21 protein-coding genes are annotated in these 20,854 nt (G+C 52.2%); 12 read left to right on the forward strand and 9 right to left on the reverse strand.

Going from position 1 to position 20,854, the window contains the following annotated elements:
* The first annotated feature begins 5 nt into the window (after positions 1–5).
* The 10 genes from PsAD26_RS12030 (at position 6) to map (ending at position 9,235) form a co-directional block, all read left to right on the forward strand.
* Positions 6–956, forward strand: a complete 951-nt coding sequence (locus PsAD26_RS12030; protein WP_063297136.1) for an MBL fold metallo-hydrolase — start codon at positions 6–8, stop codon at positions 954–956.
* A 426-nt stretch (positions 957–1,382) separates the two neighbouring features.
* Entirely contained in the window at positions 1,383–3,005 is a 1,623-nt protein-coding gene (locus PsAD26_RS12040; protein ID WP_063310615.1) for an FAD-dependent oxidoreductase, read from the forward strand.
* Positions 3,002–3,211, forward strand: a complete 210-nt coding sequence (locus PsAD26_RS12045; protein ID WP_063310616.1) for a DUF2783 domain-containing protein — start codon at positions 3,002–3,004, stop codon at positions 3,209–3,211. The genes PsAD26_RS12040 and PsAD26_RS12045 overlap by 4 nt, the downstream gene beginning before the upstream one ends.
* A 19-nt stretch (positions 3,212–3,230) precedes the next feature.
* Positions 3,231–3,773, forward strand: coding sequence for a VOC family protein (locus PsAD26_RS12050; protein ID WP_057461348.1), 543 nt, complete (start codon positions 3,231–3,233; stop codon positions 3,771–3,773).
* Between the two features lie 88 nt (positions 3,774–3,861).
* Positions 3,862–4,911 carry a TRAP transporter substrate-binding protein gene (locus PsAD26_RS12055; protein ID WP_063310617.1) on the forward strand — a complete coding sequence of 350 codons (1,050 nt, stop codon included), beginning with the start codon at positions 3,862–3,864 and terminating at the stop codon, positions 4,909–4,911.
* Entirely contained in the window at positions 4,908–5,420 is a 513-nt protein-coding gene (locus PsAD26_RS12060; RefSeq protein ID WP_208985650.1) for a TRAP transporter small permease, read from the forward strand. The genes PsAD26_RS12055 and PsAD26_RS12060 overlap by 4 nt, the downstream gene beginning before the upstream one ends.
* A 4-nt stretch (positions 5,421–5,424) precedes the next feature.
* On the forward strand, positions 5,425–6,741 hold the full coding sequence (locus tag PsAD26_RS12065) for a TRAP transporter large permease (protein WP_063310619.1): 1,317 nt from the start codon (positions 5,425–5,427) through the stop codon (positions 6,739–6,741).
* 156 nt (positions 6,742–6,897) lie between these two features.
* Entirely contained in the window at positions 6,898–8,148 is a 1,251-nt protein-coding gene (locus PsAD26_RS12070; RefSeq protein ID WP_063310620.1) for an NAD(P)-binding domain-containing protein, read from the forward strand.
* Between the two features lie 104 nt (positions 8,149–8,252).
* On the forward strand, positions 8,253–8,459 hold the full coding sequence (locus tag PsAD26_RS12075) for a ParD-like family protein (RefSeq protein ID WP_063310621.1): 207 nt from the start codon (positions 8,253–8,255) through the stop codon (positions 8,457–8,459).
* A complete protein-coding gene (gene map, locus PsAD26_RS12080; RefSeq protein WP_063310622.1) occupies positions 8,456–9,235 on the forward strand; it encodes a type I methionyl aminopeptidase in 780 nt (259 codons plus the stop codon). The genes PsAD26_RS12075 and map overlap by 4 nt, the downstream gene beginning before the upstream one ends.
* Positions 9,236–9,295: 60 nt before the next feature.
* Here the strand turns inward: map and PsAD26_RS12085 are convergent, their stop codons facing one another.
* The 5 genes from PsAD26_RS12085 to dctP form a co-directional block, all read right to left on the reverse strand.
* Positions 9,296–10,048, reverse strand: coding sequence for a glycosyltransferase (locus tag PsAD26_RS12085; protein ID WP_153041489.1), 753 nt, complete (start codon positions 10,046–10,048; stop codon positions 9,296–9,298).
* 283 nt (positions 10,049–10,331) lie between these two features.
* The gene (locus PsAD26_RS12090; RefSeq protein ID WP_063310623.1) at positions 10,332–11,186 is read right to left on the reverse strand and encodes an isocitrate lyase/PEP mutase family protein; all 855 of its coding nucleotides are present in this window, start codon (positions 11,184–11,186) and stop codon (positions 10,332–10,334) included.
* A 17-nt stretch (positions 11,187–11,203) separates the two neighbouring features.
* Complete coding sequence (locus PsAD26_RS12095) at positions 11,204–12,475, reverse strand: TRAP transporter large permease subunit (RefSeq protein ID WP_063298874.1); 1,272 nt, start codon at positions 12,473–12,475, stop codon at positions 11,204–11,206.
* Between the two features lie 9 nt (positions 12,476–12,484).
* The gene (locus PsAD26_RS12100; protein WP_208985651.1) at positions 12,485–13,048 is read right to left on the reverse strand and encodes a TRAP transporter small permease; all 564 of its coding nucleotides are present in this window, start codon (positions 13,046–13,048) and stop codon (positions 12,485–12,487) included.
* A gap of 121 nt (positions 13,049–13,169) precedes the next feature.
* Positions 13,170–14,159: a TRAP transporter substrate-binding protein DctP gene (dctP, locus tag PsAD26_RS12105; RefSeq protein ID WP_063297125.1), complete on the reverse strand. Its 990-nt coding sequence runs from the start codon at positions 14,157–14,159 to the stop codon at positions 13,170–13,172.
* A 567-nt stretch (positions 14,160–14,726) separates the two neighbouring features.
* Here dctP and PsAD26_RS12110 point away from each other — a divergent pair.
* Together PsAD26_RS12110 and PsAD26_RS12115 are read left to right on the forward strand one after the other, a co-directional pair.
* On the forward strand, positions 14,727–15,872 hold the full coding sequence (locus tag PsAD26_RS12110) for an NAD-dependent epimerase/dehydratase family protein (RefSeq protein WP_063310624.1): 1,146 nt from the start codon (positions 14,727–14,729) through the stop codon (positions 15,870–15,872).
* A gap of 18 nt (positions 15,873–15,890) precedes the next feature.
* The gene (locus PsAD26_RS12115) at positions 15,891–16,952 is read left to right on the forward strand and encodes a glycosyltransferase family 1 protein (protein WP_063310625.1); all 1,062 of its coding nucleotides are present in this window, start codon (positions 15,891–15,893) and stop codon (positions 16,950–16,952) included.
* On the opposite strand, the gene cyoD is transcribed toward PsAD26_RS12115, so the two are convergent.
* Genes cyoD through cyoA form a run of 4 tightly spaced genes read right to left on the reverse strand, consistent with a single transcriptional unit; the run spans position 16,921 to position 20,752 of the window.
* Complete coding sequence (cyoD, locus tag PsAD26_RS12120; protein ID WP_063297122.1) at positions 16,921–17,220, reverse strand: cytochrome o ubiquinol oxidase subunit IV; 300 nt, start codon at positions 17,218–17,220, stop codon at positions 16,921–16,923. The genes PsAD26_RS12115 and cyoD overlap by 32 nt on opposite strands.
* 9 nt (positions 17,221–17,229) lie before the next feature.
* Complete coding sequence (cyoC, locus tag PsAD26_RS12125) at positions 17,230–17,838, reverse strand: cytochrome o ubiquinol oxidase subunit III (RefSeq protein WP_063310626.1); 609 nt, start codon at positions 17,836–17,838, stop codon at positions 17,230–17,232.
* On the reverse strand, positions 17,835–19,832 hold the full coding sequence (gene cyoB, locus PsAD26_RS12130) for a cytochrome o ubiquinol oxidase subunit I (RefSeq protein WP_063310627.1): 1,998 nt from the start codon (positions 19,830–19,832) through the stop codon (positions 17,835–17,837). Before cyoB ends, cyoC begins: the two co-directional genes overlap by 4 nt.
* Positions 19,826–20,752 carry a ubiquinol oxidase subunit II gene (cyoA, locus tag PsAD26_RS12135; RefSeq protein WP_208985652.1) on the reverse strand — a complete coding sequence of 309 codons (927 nt, stop codon included), beginning with the start codon at positions 20,750–20,752 and terminating at the stop codon, positions 19,826–19,828. Before cyoA ends, cyoB begins: the two co-directional genes overlap by 7 nt.
* Positions 20,753–20,854: the final 102 nt, after the last annotated feature.

The following is a 20,854-nucleotide window of genomic DNA, read 5'->3' on the forward strand; positions in this document are numbered from 1 at the left end:
TGACGATGGCTAAAGCATTTGCATCCAGTGGCGACATGGAAGCCAAAAAGATCTCCTTCACCGAAGTTGGACGCGATCTGTACGCGTTCACCGCTGAAGGTGATCCAAACACCGGCGTTATCATTGGTGATGACAGCGTCATGGTGGTTGATGCGCAGGCAACCCCTGTCATGGCCCAGCTCGTGGTCGATAAAATCCGCGAAGTCACTGACAAGCCGATCAAATACGTAACCTTGTCTCACTACCACGCAGTGCGCGTGCTGGGTGCTTCCGGTTACGGCGCTTCAGAAATCATTGCCTCTGAAAAGTGTGAGGGCATGATCTATGAGCGCGGTCAGGAAGACTGGGACTCCGAGTTCGGTCGCTTCCCACGCCTGTTTGATGCAGCGGACTCCATTCCGGGTCTTACGTGGCCGACTATGACCTTCAAAGACCGGATGACCATCAACATGGGCAGCCGCAAGGTTGAGCTGATGCATCTGGGCCGTGCCCACACCGCTGGCGACATCGTTGCATGGGTTCCCGATGAAGGCGTGATGTTCACCGGTGACATTGTTGAGTACCACTCCGCTTGTTACTGCGGCGACGGTCACTTCAAAGATTGGGGCAATACGCTCGACGCAATCAAGGCCTACAATCCAGATGCAATTGCACCGGGCCGCGGTGATGCGCTTGTGGGCAAGGAAATGGTCAATAAAGCCATTGAGAACACCCGCGACTTTGTTGAAAGCACCTACAAGCCAGCAGCACGCGTTGCCGTTCGTGGTGGCTCCTTGAAAGAAGCATGGGATGCTGTGCGCGCAGAATGCGATCCAAAATTCGCTGACTACGCAATCTACGAGCATTGTCTGCCGTTCAACGTCGCACGCGCTTTTGACGAAGCGCGCGGCATCGAAACACCACGTATCTGGACCGCTGAACGCGATCAGGAAATGTGGGCAGCATTGCAGGGCTAATATGAATGAGCTGAGGTGAGGATGTCCTTTGTTGGCGGCTTGCAAGCTGCACAAAATTCTCCTCACCACCTTTCTCCATTGAAGAGATAAAGGTCGCAACGCTCAAACCAAATCGAGGTGGAAGACCTAAAGAGAGATGACAGGAAACTACAGAATTTGGGTCACTCGCATCAGAGCGAGTGCATCCAAGAAATAGAAAATACTGGCTCACGGCAACAGCTTGAGTTCTTGTCTCTCTCAGCATTTTGGCAGTGTTTATCCTGAACACCAATTTTGCTGGTCCCTTCCACCTTCAATACCGCAGGCGAAAGCCACCCCATATGCGTCAGGGCGCCGGATGGACCCCAAGTTCCAACCGGCTCTCCAAAGTTGATTGATGTTTTGCCGGATGCTGGCTGAGGCATCACACTTGCTGGGAGGCAGCGTATGACGAAAAAAAAGATTTTCGAAGTTCCGCTTTATCCATATGTCCGGTCGCCGGATCAGGATGCGGAAAAGGCAGTGCGCCATAAAGTTGTTGTGGTGGGAGCAGGCCCGATTGGTCTGGCCGCAGCAATTGAACTGGCCATGCAGGATGTTGAAGTTGTTGTTGTCGACGACAACGACAAGGTGAGCTGGGGTTCCCGTGCGGTTTGCTATGCAAAGCGTCCGCTGGAAATCCTCGACCGCATTGGCTGTGGTGATCAGTTTGTCGACAAAGGCGTTCAGTGGAACGTGGGCAAGGTCTTCTTTGACGAGCGTCAGGTTTATCAGTTTGACCTGTTGCCGGAAGACGGTCACAAGCGTCCGGCTTTCATCAACCTGCAACAGTATTACTTTGAAGAGTATCTGGTTGACCGGGTCAAAGAGCTGCAAGCACAGGGCAAGCCTATCGAGATCCGGGGCAACAACAAGGTTGTCTCCGTAGATCAGGGCAGTGACTTTGCAACTGTTGAGCTGGAAACACCAGAAGGCAACTACTCTGTTGAAGCCGACTGGGTGATCGCGTGTGATGGCGCAGCCTCTCCAATCCGCGCCATGATGGGTATGGATTTTGTAGGCCGCATCTTTGAAGACAACTTCCTGATTGCTGACGTGGTTATGGAAGCTAACTTCCCGACAGAGCGCTGGTTCTGGTTCGATCCGCCATTCAACCGTGGTCAGTCCGCTCTTCTTCATAAGCAGCCAGACAATGTGTGGCGCATCGACCTGCAGCTTGGCTGGGATGTCGACAAGGAAGAAGAAAAGAAGCCCGGAAATGTCATTCCACGCCTGAAAGCCATGCTGGGCGAGGATGTAAACTTCGAGCTTGAGTGGGTTTCCATCTACACCTTCCAGTGCCGCCGTATGGAACAGTTCCGCAAAGGCCGTGTGATCTTTGCTGGTGACAGTGCCCATCAGGTGTCTCCATTTGGAGCCCGTGGTGCGAACTCCGGCTTGCAGGACACAGACAACCTGATCTGGAAGCTGAAGCTGGTGATGGACGGTACGGCGCCGATGAGCCTGCTGGACACCTATGATGAAGAGCGTGTGTTTGCTGCTGAAGAGAACATTTTGAACTCTTCCCGCTCCACTGACTTCATCACGCCGAAATCTGCGATCAGCCGTGTGTTCCGCAATGCTGTGCTGGACCTTTCCGAGGCTGCTGAATTTGCACGCCCGCTGGTAAACTCCGGTCGCCTGTCCGTTCCAGCTACCTATGACGGTTCTTCGCTCAACAGCGATGACTGCGCTGGTATGCCAGTGCGCTCCCGTCCGGGCTCTCCGGCAGCAGATGCGCCAACTGCGGATGGTTGGTTGCTGGATCAGTTGGGCAACAAATTCCAGTTGCTGGCAATCAACACGGATGTGCCGGACACTGTCGACGTTGGCGGCGTGACCGTTTCAGCGCTGCGTGTCAACGCGACGGATGAAATTGCTGATCGTTATCTGGGAGACAAGTCTTCCGCTGTTTATCTGATGCGCCCGGACCAGCACGTTGCTGCCCGTTGGGAGACCTATGACGGAGCAAACGTTGCTCAGGCCCTGAACCGCGCTATCGGCATTTTTGAGCAGGAGGCCGCACAATGAGCCATCTGAATACAAAAGCAAACATCGCCAAACCGGACGAGTTTTATCACGATCTTCTGGTTCTGCATGAAGGACGTTCTGAAGAGGAAAGCGAGGCGCTCAACGCCAAGCTGGTTCTCATTCTTGCCAACCACATCGGGGATGCAAGTGTTCTTCGTGAAGCAATGGACCTGGCTGCCAAAACACAGGGAGGAGGCGAGGTTTAGTCACCTCGCTTAGAGTCTTATGAAAATTGAGCAAATTCACCACGTTGCCTACCGTTGTAAAGACGCAAAAGAGACCGTTGAGTGGTACACTAAAAACCTCAACATGGACTTCGTACTGGCGATTGCAGAGGACAAGGTTCCTTCTACACACGAGCCTGATCCTTACATGCACCTGTTCCTTGATGCAGGCAACGGCAACGTGCTGGCATTCTTTGAACTGCCAACCAAGCCGGAAATGGGCCGCGACGAGAACACGCCAATCTGGGTGCAGCACATTGCCTTCAAAGTGAAGGACCGTGAAACTCTGATCGAGTTTAAAGAGCACCTTGAAGGCAACGGCATTGATGTGCTGGGCGTGACAGATCACTCCATCTTCCATTCCATCTACTTCTTCGATCCAAACGGACACCGCGTCGAGCTGGCATGTCCGGATCCGGCAGAAGAAGAGAAGCTCAAGCGTCTCGATGCTGTGAAGTGGGACATGCTGGAAGAGTGGAGCCGCACCAAGAAGGCGCCAAAACACGCTGACTGGCTGCACGCAAAAGAACTCGGCAAAGCCTAGGACTAGGACTGCCTGAAGAATGGGGACTGGGAGGTTCCCGTTCTTCACCCAACAAAATGATTTTATTGGTATCTTTAGGGAGGGAGCCATGGAATTCTTGAAGACGAAAGTTGCCCGCCGCACGCTGCTTGGCATGGCAACAGCTGCCATGTTGGCGCCAACTGCATTTGCAACCGCTGCTTACGCAGAAACCAAGCTGGTTCTTTCCAGCTGGCTGCCACCACGCCACCCGATTGTAGTCAACGCAATCAAGCCGTGGGCAAAGGAAGTTAAGAAGGTTACTGATGGCCGCGTTTCTGTGCGCGTTCTGGCAAAACCTGCTGGCGCTCCACCTGCGCACTTTGACATGGCTGCTGACGGCGTTGTCGACATCACATACGGTCTGCACTCCTTCACCAAAGACAACCGCTTCCAGCGCTCCCGTATCGGCCAGTTCTCCTTCCTTGGAGATGACGCTGTTTCCGGTTCCAAAGCATTTTGGGATGTTTACGCAAACGATCTGGATGCACAGGCTGAGCATAAGGGCACCAAGGTTCTTGGTCTCTTCGTTCATGGCCCGGGCGTGTTCCATAACAACGTGCGCAAGCTGAACACACCAGCGGACATTGAAGGCCTGAAGATCCGTGTGCCGGGCGGCTACATTGCTGATCTGGCAAGTGATCTTGGCGCGTCTCCGTTGTTCATGCCATCCGGTGAAGTGTACGAGACCCTGTCTCGCGGCATCATTGACGGTGTTACCTTCACCTATGAAGCCCTGACCGCATTCAAACTGCTGGACCACGTTAAATACTCCATGCGCGTTCCTGGCGGCATTTACAACACCACATGGTTCCTCGTGATGAACGAAGACAAGTGGAAGGGCATCTCCGCTGAAGATCAGGCCGCTATCATGGCAATTTCCGGCGATGCTTTTGCTGAGCGTGTTGGTAAAGCCTGGAACGGTGCTGACGAGAAGGCAATCGAGCGCATCAACAAAGCTGGCATCGAAATTTATGATGCATCTCCTGAAATGGTTGCGGCCATTAAGGAAAAAGCTGCTGGCTACGAGACCGAATGGGCAAAGGCTGTTGCAGAAGATGGCTTTGACGGCACTGCTGCTCTGACAAAGTTCCGTAAATCTACAGGCGTAGAAAAGTGATCGGGTCTAACAACTCTTCAGGGGGCGCATCGCGGGTGCGCTCCCTCGCCAAGCTCATCGAGCTCGGCCTTGGAATATGTTGCGCGTTACTCCTCGCGGGTCTGACTGGCCTTACAGTCGTTGATGTGGTTGGCCGTTATTGGTTCAACGCTCCTGTTCGCGGTGCTTTCGAAATCACCCAGTTGATGCTTGGCGCTTTGGTTTTCACAGCTCTGCCGCTGACAACCTCTCGGAAAGAACATGTTGAAGTAGACATGATCTACGGCATGGTTCCACCAGTCATGCAGTCTCTGATGAAGGGCGTTGCCTGGTCTGTCTCCACTGTCACGCTCCTGATCCTCTCCTGGCGACTGGCTGCACACGCAGAACGCCTCATGGAAGATGGAGCCGTCACCAATGCTCTGGACATACCACTGGCACCCCTTGCCTGGATCGCTGCTGTCTCTGCGCTGCTGAGCGCCGGTTACACATTCGTATTCTTCAAAAAAGCATTCCGCAGAGGTTTTTAAAGTCATGTTTGAGTCCCTTGTCGGCTTTGCAGCTCTGCTCGTCCTCATTTTCCTGCGCGTACCAATCGCGTTTGCTATGATCTTTGTCGGGGCGGCTGGTTTTGCGTGGTTGCGCGGTTGGTCTGCCACATGGTCTGTTGTCAGCTCCGTTGGGTTTGAAACCAGCCTGTCTTATTCGCTTTCTGTGGTTCCTCTGTTCATCCTGATGGGTAACCTGCTCACCATCTCAGGTGTAAGCCACGGCCTCTATGCTGCTGCAAACCGCTTGCTCGGCGGCGCGCGCGGAGGCCTTGCCATGGCATCAGTTGTGGCGTGTGGTGGTTTCTCGGCTGTTTGCGGATCGTCTCTGGCGACTGCGGCAACCATGTCCAAAGTGGCAATGCCGTCCATGCGCAAATACGGTTATGCAGACAGTCTGGCCTCTGGTTCAATTGCCGCTGGCGGCACGCTTGGCATCCTCATTCCGCCATCCGTGGTAATGATCATCTACGGCCTGTTGACAGAATCCGACATCGGTAAACTGTTTGTTGCTGGTGTTATTCCAGGCATTCTGGGGCTCCTGCTTTACGTCGGAGCCATCTACGTCGCCACGTTAATCAACCCCTCTCTCGCTCCCAAGGCAGAAGGTGTTGAACCATTCACTCGCAAAGAAAAACTTGGCGTCTTTGCTGTGCTTGGCCTGTTCGCTGTGATCATGGTTGGTATCTATGGCGGGTTCTTCACGCCGACTGAAGCTGCTGGTATCGGCGCAGGCACGTCCTTTCTAATCGCACTGCTCATGGGCGGTATGACCATTAAAAACCTCTACCACGCCATGCTGGAGAGCGCCCGCACCACAGCTATGATCTTCATGATCATCATTGGCGCAGAAGTGTTCTCCAACTTCGTGAACTTTGCAGGTTTGCCAGACACACTGGCTGAATGGGTGCTGGATCTTGAAGTCAACGCCTACATGGTAATCCTCGGCATCGTGCTCATTTACATCGTGCTGGGCTGTGTGCTGGAAAGCCTCTCCATGATCCTGTTGACCGTGCCGGTTTTCTATCCGCTCATTCTGGAACTGGACTTTGGCACCGAAGTGCTGAACGATCCTGAAGCCGTGCTCATTTGGTTTGCAGTGATTGTGGTGGTTGTCACGGAGATAAGTCTGATCTCGCCACCTGTCGGGCTCAATGTTTTCGTGCTGCGTAACGTGCTGCAGGATGTGAAACTCTCCACGATCTTCAAGGGCGTGTTCCCGTTCTGGGTGTCTGACCTTGTACGCCTGGCACTGCTAATTGCATTCCCCTGGTTCTCGTTGTGGCTCGTTGGAGCCATGTGACCAAGATAGATCACAAATGATCGTAAAGGGAGGGCACCAGCTCTCCCTTTTTGCATTAGAACCTCCTCACTCGTCTTGCATCCTAACAAACGCACGAACCGGCAATTAACCCGCAACGCTCATAGTAGCCGCAACAAAAATAAGGCTGAGGGTTTCATGGCTCCTAACATCGCCATTATCGGGGCTGGCCCAACCGGGCTCACTGCTGCGATTGAGCTCAAGCGTCGCGGCATCATTCCAACTATATTTGAAGCACGCAACTGTCTGGGTGGACAGTGGGCTTATGAGGTACTTACCGACGAGCCGGTTGATGTGCGCGACCCGCAAAGCCAGAGCGTCTATTCAGCTATGTACCCCAAGCTTTGGGCCAACCTGCCCAAACGCGCCATGCAAATCAGCGACTACAAACTGCCAGAGGATCTGCAGTTGTTTCCGGGCCGTGTTGATGTTTTGGACTACATCGACGCCACCGCCAGAGAAGCAGGGATCCAACCGCTCATAGAATTCAACACGCCGGTCAAGCACATTGCCAAAGCAGGCGATGGCTGGCGCGTGAGCACTGAAGGCACGGAAAAGATCTTCACCCACGTGATTGTTGCAACCGGTAAGGACAGTTACCCCAACATTCCCGAGATCGTTGGATTGGATCGTTTTGAAGGACCTGTCACCCATTCCCAGTCGTACCGCCTGCCTAATCTTTATGACGGCAAACGTGTTGTCTTGATTGGAGCCTGTGTCTCTTCAGAGGATATTTCGCTGGATCTGAGTCCGCATGCTGAGCAGGTGTATATCTGCGGTACGTTCCCCCCCGATGGACACAAATGCTATGTCCGCGACGGACTTTACGGGCAGGGGCTCAACATCAGCCAGCATGCACGGCCAGAGCATATTGAAGGTCGTAAGGTCTACCTGCAAAACGGGGAAGTCCTGCACGACGTGGATGATATCATCCTGTGCACAGGGTACATTTATAACTTCCCCTTCTTGAAAGGTTCGTTGGATGACATTGAACTGAGCGGTTGTTCCATGGGGCCGCTGTACCTGAACATGTTCTACCCAGCAGACCCCACCCTTATCTTCCTCGGCCTGCCGCGGTTTACAGTCCATTTCGCCAACATTCATCTGCAAAGCATTTACTGCGCAAAGATCTTAAATGGTGAGTTGGATCTACCACCTTCCGATGAGATCAAACAGGAAGTCGCCAATGGTGGTTGTGTCCTGCAAAAGAACCCTGCCAATTTGGAAGAGTACCACAACAGCGTGTTCGAGAGCTTCACCAGACTGAGCGATATGACCGGAGAGCCTGACCTGGACTGGAGGACTTTTTTAAACACGCTCAACGATCATAAACGCCAGTACCAACAAAACTACCGTCTTCATCCCTTCACCTACGATCTGAAGGAATAGAGAAGATGAGATTGCTCTGACTTACTACGATCATTGCCATTCACCTCTTGCCTTTATGCGATTCGTATACGATATGTATATCAATCATATAAAGGGCCATTTCCATGGGCATTGTAAAAATCTCTGATGACCTACATGAGGAAATCAGAAAAGCGAGCACAGTCATGTCTCGCTCCATCAACGCACAAGCAGAGTTCTGGATCAAAATGGGCATGCTTGCAGAGTTGAACCCAACCCTGAGTTACACAGAACTGGTTCAACAACAGCTCAAAGCTTGCAAGGTCACTCCCCCAGAGGTGATCGAGACATGAGTGCCATCATCATCAAGAACGCCGATGAAGTCGCACTGATGCGCCAGTCCGGCAAACTTCTCGCACAAGTGTTCAAAATGCTGGAAGACGTTGTGAAGCCCGGTGTTTCGACGCTTGAGATCAATGATCGGGTAGAAGATTATATCGTCAACGAACTACAGGCCCGCCCAGCCAGCAAAGGCCAGTACGGCTATAAGTTTGCGCTCAACTCCTCTATCAACGAAGTCGTTTGCCACGGCATCCCCGACAAGGCACGCAAGCTGACAGCCTCGGATATCATCAATGTAGACATTACATTGGAGAAGGATGGCTTCATCGCGGATTCCAGCACCACCTTTGTGATGCCGGGTGCCCCTCGCAAAACACAAAAATTGGTCAAGACCACTTACAAGGCCATGTGGGCCGGCATCAAAGAAGTGCGCCCCGGTGCAAGACTGGGTGATGTAGGTGCTGCTATCCAACAGGTTGCCGAAAATTCAGGTTATTCCATTGTGCGTGACTATTGCGGCCATGGCATTGGGCGGGACATGCACGAAGGCCCTTCCGTGATGCACTTCGGCAAACGCGGCACTGGCGTTCTACTGAAAGCAGGCATGACCTTCACCATCGAGCCTATGGTCAACGCAGGCACAGAGCTAACCGTCACCAAAGAAGATGGCTGGACCGTCGAAACCCTCGACCGCAAACCCTCCGCCCAATGGGAACACACCGTATTGGTGACAAGCACCGGCTTTGAAGTGCTGACACTGCGGGAAGCGGAGAGGGTACCGGGGTAGCAGGACTCACTCAGCTTCCTCCTACAAAATTCGCAGCAAATCAAAACGTCCACGCAAGCGTTAATTGCCTGCGAGGACGTGACGAAGGGATCGTGAGTTGCCAACCAATGCTAGCTCAGGCTCTGCTTTAACCCGCTGAGTGGCATGCAATGTGCTGCGTTTGTATTGTTGCCAGTCTTCGGCGTAATCACAATCCAGATACTCTTCAAAATAAGGGCCGCCATAGGTGTAGTGAACGAGGGCAGCTTCTGGATTGTAAGGGTAATCTTCAACCAGATGGTTCCAGACAAGCGGCAAAGAGCCGATCAGATTGTCATCTCCTAACCACTTAAACTGGTGTAGCTCAAGGCCGGAGCGCGTGTTTACGTATTCTGGCGTCAAAGCTTTGCACTTGGCATTATTGAACATCATAACGCTTGACCAGTTCTTCTTCTCGTATTTGGACTGGACGTTATTGAGGAACTTCGTGTCACTGACTGGCGTGTAATCATGCTTGCAACACATCATTGCATAGTCGTCATCGCGCATATTCCAGAGCTCTGCGATATCTTTTCGCACGATCATGTCGCAATCCATAAAGATCGACCAGCCTTCATAATTGGATAAATACGGCGCCAGAAAGCGGCTAAATGAGAACTCGGTGGACTGAAGCGGATGTTTGTCGCGTTTGAAGATACTGCGCACGTTATTCAGAGCGATGGGTGTAATGGAGAGTGGAAGGGATGAGTTCTCGATAATGCTTTGAACAAGCACATGATAGGCAATCGTTTCATTGGAATCATAACCAATGAATATTCGAACACTCTCTGGCATTTCAAGCACCACCACTTTGCTGAGAAAATAAATTTCACAAACTTGATGGTGCAATTTGAATGTAAAATGTCAGACTAATAAATCCGCGAGTTCTTGCTGTGTTTTAATGCGTTGTCACATTCCGTAGGTTATTGATTTATTGTAATATTTCTAAACTACCAGATGATTGTAAAACGACCACCTTTCATTCTGCCTTCGTTAAATTCCTTAGCTTAGTTAATTATTCGCAATGCATTGCAAAAGTCAGGTTGCATGTTTTTACGCAGCCGCTCTAACTAAAAAATCAATGCCGATATCGCTCCTCAGCCTCATAGTACGCATCGAAGCCTACAGCCTTTTGCAGATCTTCAAAGCTCATGGCAGGGTCAGGGAAGATCCCATGATTCATCTGGGCAAGAGCATCCTGTTGAGCCTTAATCATGCTCATCAGGCCGGTGAAAGGGTAGGTTGAGATGGCGAAACCAAGCTTCTGAAGCTCAGCTGGTTGAAGGAACGGCGTTAGTCCTCCCTCCAGCATGTTTGCCATTTTCGGCCCATCAACTTCGTCGCAATAGCGTTTCATTTCGTCAACGGTCCGAGGAGCTTCCACAAAGGTCATATCAACGCCAATTTCCCGGAAGGTTCTGGCGCGCTCTATGGCTTCGTCCAAACCATGCTCGGCACGTGCATCGGTGCGGGCGAGGATCAGGATGTCTGCGCCTTCGTTCTTGGCATCGACAGCAGCACGAATGCGCATGAAGGCCTCGTCCCGGTCCACCACATGCTTGCCTTTTGTGTGACCGCAGCGTTTGGGCGCCAACTGATCCTCAATCATCACGCAAGCCATGCCTGCATTGGCATAGCCCTTGACTGTGCGCTTGACGTTGAGAGCGTTGCCATAGCCCGTATCACCATCCCCAATCACAGGAATGCCGGTTGCCGAAGCAATGTTACGGGCCTGATCAACCATTTCCGCATAGGAGATGAGGCCAGCATCTGGTTGCCCGAGCCGAGCTGCAGAAACCCCGAACCCGCTCATAAAGGCGAGGGGGAAGCCAGCTTGCTCGATAAGGCGCGCAGAGAGAGCATCCCAGCAACAAGGCGTGACATTCAGTTTGCCGCTCTCGAGAAGAGCTTTGAGCACCTGAGCTTTTGACATTTTTATACGCCCATCTTCTATGTGTTGTAAGGGATATACAGGGCAAGCCCTTGCCAAAAGTAAAGCAGGGCAGCAGTTGCCAGCATCATCAATGCAAACGGCCACGCACCTTTGGCGACCTCTGACAGTTTCGCTCTGCCAACAGCCTGAATAATAAACAGATTCATTCCCACTGGTGGTGTAATCAACGCGGTCTCAATAAGCACCACGAAAAAGATGCCAAACCAGATCGGATCAATGGACATGCCCGCCAGCGCAGGAAACAGGACTGGCACCATAATCAGCAGCATGCTGAGGGATTCCAGAAAGAAACCGACGATCAGAAGCACAAGACCAACGGCCAGAATAAACAGGCCGGGCTCGGAGATGTTGGTGGTGAGCAGTGTGGAAATATCCTGCGGCAAGCGATAAAGCGTGATGGCATAAGAAAAGACCTTTGCCCCTGCAATGATGAGGAACACCATCGTTGTGGTCTTCATCGACTTGTAAGTGGCCTCCTTCATCTTCTCCCAGTTCATCCGCCCCATGGCAAATGTGATGAGAAGCGCCATAACAAAGCCAATGCCTGCACTTTCAGAGGGTGTGGCGATGCCCATGTAGATGGACCCGATGATTGATCCAGCCAATAGCATTGTCGGCAGCGCCATGAAAGTCGCGCGCCTGCGTTCCGCCCAGCTCGCTTTCTCAATGCGCTCATACTTGCTGTTAAAGCGCGAATAGAGCATGCCGTAGATGATGAACACGCTGGCCAGGAACAAGCCGGGACCAATACCCGCCAGAAACAGTTTCGGGATCGAACTCTCAGTGACGATGCCATACAGGATCAATGGGATTGAAGGGGGAATGAGAATTCCCAATGTGCCACCAGCGGCCAACATACCCAGCACAAACGGGCGCTCGTAACCGCGAGAGGTCATCTCGGGGATCGCAACTGTCGCAATGGTGGCCGCGGTCGCCACAGAAGAGCCCGAAACGGCAGAAAACAAACCGCAAGACAGAATGGTCGCCACGCCAAGTCCGCCCGGCCAATGGCCAACCCAGCTTTGAACAGCCGCAAACAGATCCTTGCCCACACCACCTTTCAGCAGCACGTTTGACATGAGCAGAAACATAGGCACGGCCAGAAGTTCAAAACTGTCCATTGAGCCATAAAGGCGCTGGGGGACGGCATTCAGTGGCAGCGGGAAATACCAGAGCAAGAAGACACCCAGCGAACCTAGCGCAAACGCAACCGGCACACGGAGAATAAGAAGCAGCAGCAAGGCCGCGAGAATGAGAAACGCAGTCATGCTTAGCCCCTAGATCTCATGTTGCAAGGTATCGTCAGCTGGCACACCGTCGCGCCAGATTTTCACGGCCTCAGCAATGGACTGAAGGCCCAACAAGGCAAAGCCAACCCATACGGAGGCATGAGTGAACCACTTCGGCAAAGCCAGATAAGTATCTGTGGTGTGGCCACGCAATGTGGACTTGAGCCAGAGACCGTAACCATACCAAACCGCAGTGATGCAAAAGAGCAGGATCACCAGAATAGAGAAGGTCTCAACCACCTTACGCAGCAATGTATCAGGACGTCGGAAGGCAACATCAATGACGATCATCTCGCGGTGCTTCAGTGCAAAGGCTGCGGCAAGATAAGCCCCCCAGATCTGACCGATCCGAGAGATTTCATCCACCCATACAGTCGGGCTGTTGAAGACGTACCGGGAGACGACCTCATAACAGATGAAAAAACCAATTGCGAAAAACACCCAGGCAGCCAATTTGCCGGTGAATTCGGAAATATGATCGATGAGCTTAATCACGGCTGAACACCAAATGGACTTGCCGGAGAGCAGACACACACTGTTTGGAATGATCATTTTGTGCAGTCGGCTCCCTCAAAATAAAGGGGACCCAGAACAGGATGGGCAGGAAAGGAGCCCAATGGCTCCCTTTCCAAATCAAGTTGAAGATCTGAGCAGGTGAACCTACCAGTAGATCTTACATGCCTTTTGCAGCATCAATGGCTTGCTGACCAACAGGGCCAGCAGCTTCAACAAAGCGGTCCTGAACAGAGGCAGTTGCTTCCACCCATTTGGCGCGTTCTTCATCGCTGAGGCGGATCACGTTGATCTTGTCCTTGACGCTTTCAACCAAAGCATCCTCACCAGAGTACACCTGATCACGCAGCTGTTTTTCGACCACGGCTGCCGCATCCAGAATGATTTGCTGGTTTTCAGCAGAAAGGCTCTCGAACAACTCGTTGTTGATCACCGCAACAAACTCAATCGCAAAGTCATAGGAGAGGGTCATGTTCTCCATCACTTCATAAAGTTTGCGGCTGGTTACGCCAGAGGTGCCAGTCATCCCCACATCAACTGCACCTTGCTGATAAGCGAGGAACTGTTTCGACCCGGACATCATAGTAGGTGCACCGCCGAGTGCTTCAACAGTCCAGCCCAAAACTTTGCCGTAGGTACGAACTTTTTCACCTTTGATGTCTTCAGGGGTTCTGATCGGATCACCGTTGTTGAGATAAATGTTACGGCCATAAGCCTGCCACCACAAAACGCGGGCGCCGGTTTCTTCCAGTACGGCTTTATCGAGAATCTCACGCATCGGCGAGCCGTTGGCAGCAGCTGCTCTCAGGTGGTCTTCATCACGGAAGAAGAACGGCAGGTTGACGATTTCAACGGCAGGAACGGAGCCTGCAAAACGGCCAAGAAACGCTGAACCTGCTTCAATCGCGCCAGAACCAACCGCTTCCGGAACTTCTTTGTCCTTAAACAGCTGCGCAGACGGGAACAGCTGAAGACTCAGCTCACCACCCGATTTTTCCTCAATAATTTCCTTGAAGGCATTCCAGTTCTGGCCAAGACTATGGCTTTCAGGCAGCTGTAAAGTAACGCGAATTGTTTCCGCAGCCATTGCGGTCGCGCATGACAAGGAAAGCGCGGCTGCGCCCAGCATTGAAATTAGTTTAACTCTCATTGGTGTCCCTCTCCCAAAACAAATCTTTTGAAATATGTGGTATATTAGAGAGTGTTTTTTGCGGAAGTACAGGCCGTTATTGCTGAGAAAATGTAATTATATTGTCTGGATCTCTCAATTCCTGCTGGCAAGAAAGGAGTCTCTTGTCTGCGCAACCTTTCGGCGAACTCCCAGTGACCGTTACGTTCCTGTGACCTTTCACAGGGATCACATCTGACCAATTCCTCTGAAAATCACGTTTCGACTGCCGCAAAACATTTCGGCAAATTCAAACGAAAGGAGCCCGAGTTATAAACATGACGTGCACGGCACAACTCGCACGACAGCGTTGCTCCCTGCATATTCAGCGGTCTTTGCCCTTGATTTTATGGAGATGAAGCCAGCCTGCGCACGTGCTTATCTAGCGTGTGTTTAGACTGCGCATTGTGACCACCTGAAAGAGTGTGGGCTAATCATGCAGGATTTTCGTCATGGGCAAAAGGCGAGGTCATCAGTCTGTACCAATCGGATGCTACCTCATTCAAACATGGGTGAGTCGGCGGGAAGGGCGATTTCGTGGGTAAAGTTATGGTACTGGGCGGCGACGGCTTTTGCGGCTGGCCTACAAGTCTGTTGTTCTCCAGTCTTGGTCATGACACTGTCATTGTCGATAATCTATCTCACCGCAAGATCGACGTTGAGCTTGAGGTTTCCTCTCTCACTCCCATTGAGCCAATCAGCGAACGTCTGGCAACCTGGCAGGAGCTGACGGGCAAAACCATCCGCTTCGCCAATATCACGCTTGGCACAGACTACGACCGCCTCTTGCACCTGCTCAAACACGAAAAGCCGGATGTGGTCATCCACTTTGCAGAACAGCGCGCAGCGCCTTATTCCATGAAGTCTTCGTGGCACCGGCGCTATACGGTGTCCAACAATCTCAACGCGACTAATGATGTGCTCTCTGCAATTGTTGAGGCAGAGCTGGATACTCATCTCGTTCATCTTGGTACCATGGGAGTTTATGGATACAGCACAGTAGGCTGCGAAATCCCAGAGGGTTATTTGCGGGTTCATCTGGATGTGAACGGAGATATGCGCGAGCAGGAAATCCTTTATCCCACAAGCCCCGGTTCCATCTACCACATGACCAAATCGCAGGATCAGCTGTTTTTCCAGTTCTACGCCAAGAATTATGGACTGCGGATAACTGACCTGCATCAGGGCATTGTCTGGGGCACTCAGACCGAACAGACGTCGCTGGATGAGCGGCTCATCAACCGCTTTGACTATGACGGAGACTACGGCACCGTACTCAACCGCTTCCTCATGCAAGGCGCGATTGGCTATCCGCTCACCGTGCATGGAACAGGCGGCCAAAAACGGGCCTTCATCCATATTCAGGATACCGTGCGCTGTGTTCAGCTGGCCGTTGAAAATCCACCTGAACGCGGGGAACGTGTGAAGATCCTCAATCAGATGACAGAGGTCCACAGGGTTAGGGATCTGGCAGAGATGGTCGCCAAGATGGCAAACGTCGAAATTGCTTATCTGGAAAATCCGCGGAAGGAAGCTGCGGAAAACGACTTAATGGTGGCCAATCATAAATTTCTGGAAATGGGGCTGGAGCCAATCACACTCAGTGATCGGTTGCTTGAGGAAGTGACCGATATTGCGAAGAAGTATTCTGATCGCTGCGACACAACCAAAATCCCTTGCCTTTCCCTCTGGTAGCTTTGCGGGGATAGGCCAATGAAAATTGTCATCGTCTCTGATGCGTGGCATCCGCAGATCAACGGGGTGGTTCGTGTTTTAGAAATCACGCGCCGCGAGTTATCCGCGCTGGGGCATGAGGTTATTCTCATCACGCCAGACCAGTTTCACCAAATGCCACTGCCAACTTATCCGGATATCAAACTGGCCCTGTTCCCATATCGCAAACTCTCCAGAATGCTACGCGAACTTAAGCCAGATGCGCTGCATGTGGTGACCGAAGGGCCTTTAGGTTGGGCCGCTCGCAAGTACTGCCGCCGTACTACGCATCACTTCACCAGCTCATGGCTCTCTAAGTTTCCGGAGTATGCCTCCATGCGCACGGGACTGCCTGAGGCTTGGTTTTACAAGTGGTTGATTACCTTTCACAATCAAGCCACCCACACCATGGTCACAACGCAAACCATGTTGGAAATGGCCAATCGTATCGGAATTAAGCGAGCGGTGCGTTGGCGGCGAGGAGTTGAGCTGAAGAAATTCCGACCCGTTCCTTCTGATCTGTTTGAAAGCCTTCCCAAACCAGTAATGCTCTATGTAGGGCGGATTGCGCCCGAGAAGAATCTGGAGGCATTTCTGGATTTAAACGTGCCAGGAACAAAGGTTCTGGTAGGGGATGGGCCGGATCTGGCATCCCTCACAAAGCGTTATCCAGATGCTGTCTTCATTGGGGCAAAGACCGGAGATGACCTGATCAAGGCTTATTGCGGGGCGGATGTAATGGTGTTTCCATCTAAAACCGATACATTCGGCCTCGTCAACCTGGAGGCGATGGCCTGTGGTATCCCCGTTGCAGCCTATCCGGTGACTGGCCCAAAAGACATCATCGGAGAGGCTCCCGTTGGTGCTATGGATGAAGATCTCGCAGTCGCGATCAAGCGCGCTTTATCAATGAAACCAGCGGATTGCATCGCCCATGCCAAGACCTTTTCCTGGGAGCGGGCAACGCAGGACTTTCTGAATAATCTCGTCAGTTTCTCCGCGAAACAACCTCAGAAAGCCAAGGATATCCTCACATCATCCGTTCATACAGATCAAACATGATCCAGAGCGTGCCACCGACCATCAGGAAGATAAGAACGCCTGCAAAACATATGGCCAGTACGTTCTCAATCGGTGTTCTGCTATCTATGCCGAGGAAGTAGTGCAGGTGCACACCGACCTGAACAAGCGCGCATAAAGCGATGATGCCGAAGGTTAGTTCAACCGGAAACGCCATGGTCCAGACGATGGCAAACGGAATGAGTGTGAGCGCCAACGCGAGGATAAACCCGGTGATCAGCCTCTTTGCACTGTGAGATTGCGGGTGCATCATACTCTCCTAAATAAGCCAACCGGGCATGTAGACGATTGAGAAAATGCCGATCCAGACGATGTCGAGGAAATGCCAGAACATACCGAGGCGGTGGAGGCGGGATTTGACAGGAGAGGTCAGCCCTTTGATGAGAATCTGGAAGATCATCACCATGATCCCGATCATCCCAAGGCTCACATGGGCGCCATGAGTTCCCACCAGCGTGAAGAACGCAGTGAGGAACCCGCTGGTTTGCGGTCCAGCACCGGATTCAATCATGCCAATAAATTCAATCACTTCCAGCGATATAAAACCTAAGCCAAGCACGATGGTGACAATCAACCAGAACACTGCCTGACTTTTATGCTCTCTGACGGAGGCGAGGGAGGCAAAGCCAAACGTTACGCTTGAAAACAACAGGAACATGGTTTCGGCAAAGACGTGCTTGATATCGAACACGTCAATCGGCAGAGGCCCGGTGGCGGTGTTTTGGAACATCACCACGTAAGTTGCAAACAAAAGCGAGAAGATGATCGCGTCTGTCATCAGGTAGAGCCAAAAGCCCAAGTCCCTGATATCTAACGTCTCTTCTGTCGGTCCGGGAGAACCAGTGGTTTTTGGGCTGTATGTGCTCATGACCAGAAATCCCCCGGTGTTGGTTTGTGGGCTTCCAAAGCTTTGATGCGGGCCTTCTCATGAGCCTCAATCCCGGCAGCGGGGATAATCTCATAGGTGTGATCTTGCGAACTTCGAGTTATTAAACACGCCAGCACACCAAGGAAGCCAAGTGCCACCAACCACCAGATGTACCATGTCACTGCGAAGCCGATGAGGAACCCGAGACCACCGAGGAAGACACCGATGCCTGTGTTCCGCGGCAAGTGGATGTCCTCGTATTCTCCTGCAGGGGCATAAGCCACGCCGCGTTGTTTCATATCCCAGAACGCGTCAATGTCCTGCACGTCCGGAACCTTGGCAAAGTTATACTCGGCAGGTGGTGAAGAGGTTTGCCACTCCAGAGTCCGGGCATTGTATGGATCACCCGTGATGTCCTTGTTCTTCTCACGGTCGCGAATGCTCACATAAAGCTGCATTCCCTGACAGAAAATACCAATCAACACACTCAGTGCGCCAACCGCTGCAAGGATCAGGAACGGTTGCCACTCAGCCATTTCGTAGCGTTCCATTCGGCGAGACATCCCCATGAAACCAAGCGCATAGAGAGGCATGAAGGCAAGGTAGAAGCCGATAATCCAGAACCAGAAAGAACGAACACCCCACGCTCTGTCGAGCGTGAAGCCCGTTGCCTTGGGGAACCAGTACTGGAAGCCAGCAAAGTACCCAAAGACCGCGCCGGGGATCAGCACGTTGTGGAAGTGCGCCACAAGGAAGGTTGAGTTATGCATCAAAAAGTCTGCAGGTGGAATTGCCAGCAACACGCCGGAAACACCGCCAAGAACGAAGGTGATCAGAAAACCGATGGTGAATAACATGGCAGGGTGGAAGATGATCCTCCCCTTGTACATGGTGAACACCCAGTCAAAAATCTTCACACCCGTTGGCACAGCGATAATCATGGTCGCAATACCAAAAACAGCGTTCACATTGGGACTGGAACCCATGGTGAAGAAGTGATGCAGCCAAACGGTGAAGGATAGAATGGTAATTACCGCTGTTGCATAAACCAGTGACCGATACCCAAAAAGCCTTTTTTGAGAGAAGGTTGCAGTCACTTCGGAGAAAACTCCGAACGCGGGTAGTATGAGGATATAAACTTCCGGATGACCCCATATCCAAATCAGATTGGCGTAATTCATCATGTTGCCGCCAGCATCATTGGTAAAGAAGTGAAACCCGAGAATTCGGTCCAATCCGAGCATCGCAGCAACAACTGTCAGTGCTGGAAAAGCGAAGGCCATGAGTAAACTGGTGCATAAAGTGGTCCAGGTGAACAGGGGCATCTGCATCAGGCGCATTTTGGGCGCGCGGCACTTTATGATCGTGACAACAAAATTAATCCCCGTCATGGTGCTGCCCACACCGCTGACCAGCAGCGCCCAGATCCAGTAATCAACGCCCACACCCGGACTATACTCAGCGCCGGAATACGGCGGGTAGCCGGTCCACCCAGCCGTCGAGAATTTGCCGATGACAAGGGAAACCATCACCAGCGCAGCACCGGATGCTGTCAGCCACAAACTGATGGAATTCATAAACGGGAAGGCCACATCACGGGCACCGAGCTGCTGAGGCACCACGATATTGATCAGGCCGGTCAGGAACGGCATGGCCATGAAGAAGATCATGATCGTGCCATGTGAACTGAACACCTGATCGAAGTGCTCCGGCGCAAGATAACCATCGTTATTCAACGCAATGGCTTGCTGTGAGCGCATCATCAGCGCATCCACAAAGCCGCGCACCAGCATCACTAAGGCAAGGGCGATATACATGATGCCGATGCGTTTGTGATCGAGGCTCGTCAGCCATTCATCCCAGAAATACCGCCACTTACCGAAATAAGTGACCAGCAGAAAGACAACCAGTCCGCCCAACACGGTTACGGATGCACCACTAAATGCGACGGCGCTGTAAAAGGGGAGGGAATCAAATCCTAATCTTCCTAACATGGTGTATCCCCCTCACAAGCTGGCTGGGTTGTCGCTGGTGGATGTCTGCGCAAGGTGGTCTCTGGCCGTCGGGCATACTTCTTCAAAATCTCCTCATATAGACCGGGTTTGACCCATGAGAAGTACTCCACATCGTGCCCAATGGTCGGCTGCGCCAATTGACCGTAGGTGACCGTGGAAAGTGGTTTGGGTTGAGATTTTGCGTTGGCAACCCACTCATCAAACTCTTCCTGCGTCATGGCAACCGCATCAAAAAACTGCATGGAAAACCCGTCACCGCTATACTGCGTGTTGCGACCACGAAAGCGTCCGGTCTCATTGGCCTGCAGATTCAGCTGACTGGTCATCCCCGCCATGGCATAGATTTGTCCCCCTAATGCGGGGATGAGAAAGGAGTTCATGACGGTGTCAGAGGTCAGTTGCAGGCTGATGGCCTTATCCACGGGGAAGGCAAGCTCATTGACCGAGGCAATGCCAAGCTCCGGATAGATGAAGAGCCACTTCCAATCCTGCGCCACCACTTGCACATTGATGGTGTTTTCCGGCGTCGCGATCTTTTTGTAGGGATCGAGCTTGTAGGAATACGTCCAGACCAGATAGCCAAGCGTGATGATGATGACCGCGGGAATGGACCAGACAACCACCTCGATAATGCTGGATTTGTGCCAGTCCGGCTTGTATTCACCCGTCCCGCCTTTGGCCCGGTAGCGCCAAATAAACCAGAACACCATAAAATAAACGGGAATAACCACGATCAGCATAATGAAGAAAGCGGTGTAAAGCAGATCCCGTTCGAGTATGGCGATGGGGCCTTTGGGGTCGGCAACAGGAGAGGTCTGCAAGCCACATCCAACTAATACAAGCAGGAGGCCCAGCAGAGTTATTCCCGTTATGAAAGGTTTTGAAATGAAATGTTTCATCGTAATCCCGCGCAGGAGTGGGTGACCTAACGGGGATATTTCAAGGGGGTGAGGATTACAGAATATTTAAGGTCTCTGCCCGAGGGCCTAATACCCATGAGA

Source organism: Pseudovibrio sp. Ad26, from assembly GCF_001623285.1.
Classification (GTDB): domain Bacteria; phylum Pseudomonadota; class Alphaproteobacteria; order Rhizobiales; family Stappiaceae; genus Pseudovibrio; species Pseudovibrio ascidiaceicola.

Excerpts from the sequence above, each read along its gene's own strand:
- PsAD26_RS12030 (WP_063297136.1), top strand. The coding sequence starts at position 6 with ATGGCTAAAGCATTTGCATCCAGTGGCGACATGGAAGCCAAAAAGATC.
- PsAD26_RS12040 (WP_063310615.1), top strand. The coding sequence starts at position 1,383 with ATGACGAAAAAAAAGATTTTCGAAGTTCCGCTTTATCCATATGTCCGG.
- PsAD26_RS12045 (WP_063310616.1), top strand. The coding sequence starts at position 3,002 with ATGAGCCATCTGAATACAAAAGCAAACATCGCCAAACCGGACGAGTTT.
- PsAD26_RS12050 (WP_057461348.1), top strand. The coding sequence starts at position 3,231 with ATGAAAATTGAGCAAATTCACCACGTTGCCTACCGTTGTAAAGACGCA.
- PsAD26_RS12055 (WP_063310617.1), top strand. The coding sequence starts at position 3,862 with ATGGAATTCTTGAAGACGAAAGTTGCCCGCCGCACGCTGCTTGGCATG.
- PsAD26_RS12065 (WP_063310619.1), top strand. The coding sequence starts at position 5,425 with ATGTTTGAGTCCCTTGTCGGCTTTGCAGCTCTGCTCGTCCTCATTTTC.
- PsAD26_RS12070 (WP_063310620.1), top strand. The coding sequence starts at position 6,898 with ATGGCTCCTAACATCGCCATTATCGGGGCTGGCCCAACCGGGCTCACT.
- PsAD26_RS12075 (WP_063310621.1), top strand. The coding sequence starts at position 8,253 with ATGGGCATTGTAAAAATCTCTGATGACCTACATGAGGAAATCAGAAAA.
- map (WP_063310622.1), top strand. The coding sequence starts at position 8,456 with ATGAGTGCCATCATCATCAAGAACGCCGATGAAGTCGCACTGATGCGC.
- PsAD26_RS12085 (WP_153041489.1), bottom strand. The coding sequence starts at position 10,048 with ATGCCAGAGAGTGTTCGAATATTCATTGGTTATGATTCCAATGAAACG.
- PsAD26_RS12090 (WP_063310623.1), bottom strand. The coding sequence starts at position 11,186 with ATGTCAAAAGCTCAGGTGCTCAAAGCTCTTCTCGAGAGCGGCAAACTG.
- PsAD26_RS12095 (WP_063298874.1), bottom strand. The coding sequence starts at position 12,475 with ATGACTGCGTTTCTCATTCTCGCGGCCTTGCTGCTGCTTCTTATTCTC.
- PsAD26_RS12100 (WP_208985651.1), bottom strand. The coding sequence starts at position 13,048 with ATGATCATTCCAAACAGTGTGTGTCTGCTCTCCGGCAAGTCCATTTGG.
- dctP (WP_063297125.1), bottom strand. The coding sequence starts at position 14,159 with ATGAGAGTTAAACTAATTTCAATGCTGGGCGCAGCCGCGCTTTCCTTG.
- PsAD26_RS12110 (WP_063310624.1), top strand. The coding sequence starts at position 14,727 with ATGGTACTGGGCGGCGACGGCTTTTGCGGCTGGCCTACAAGTCTGTTG.
- PsAD26_RS12115 (WP_063310625.1), top strand. The coding sequence starts at position 15,891 with ATGAAAATTGTCATCGTCTCTGATGCGTGGCATCCGCAGATCAACGGG.
- cyoD (WP_063297122.1), bottom strand. The coding sequence starts at position 17,220 with ATGCACCCGCAATCTCACAGTGCAAAGAGGCTGATCACCGGGTTTATC.
- cyoC (WP_063310626.1), bottom strand. The coding sequence starts at position 17,838 with ATGAGCACATACAGCCCAAAAACCACTGGTTCTCCCGGACCGACAGAA.
- cyoB (WP_063310627.1), bottom strand. The coding sequence starts at position 19,832 with ATGTTAGGAAGATTAGGATTTGATTCCCTCCCCTTTTACAGCGCCGTC.
- cyoA (WP_208985652.1), bottom strand. The coding sequence starts at position 20,752 with ATGAAACATTTCATTTCAAAACCTTTCATAACGGGAATAACTCTGCTG.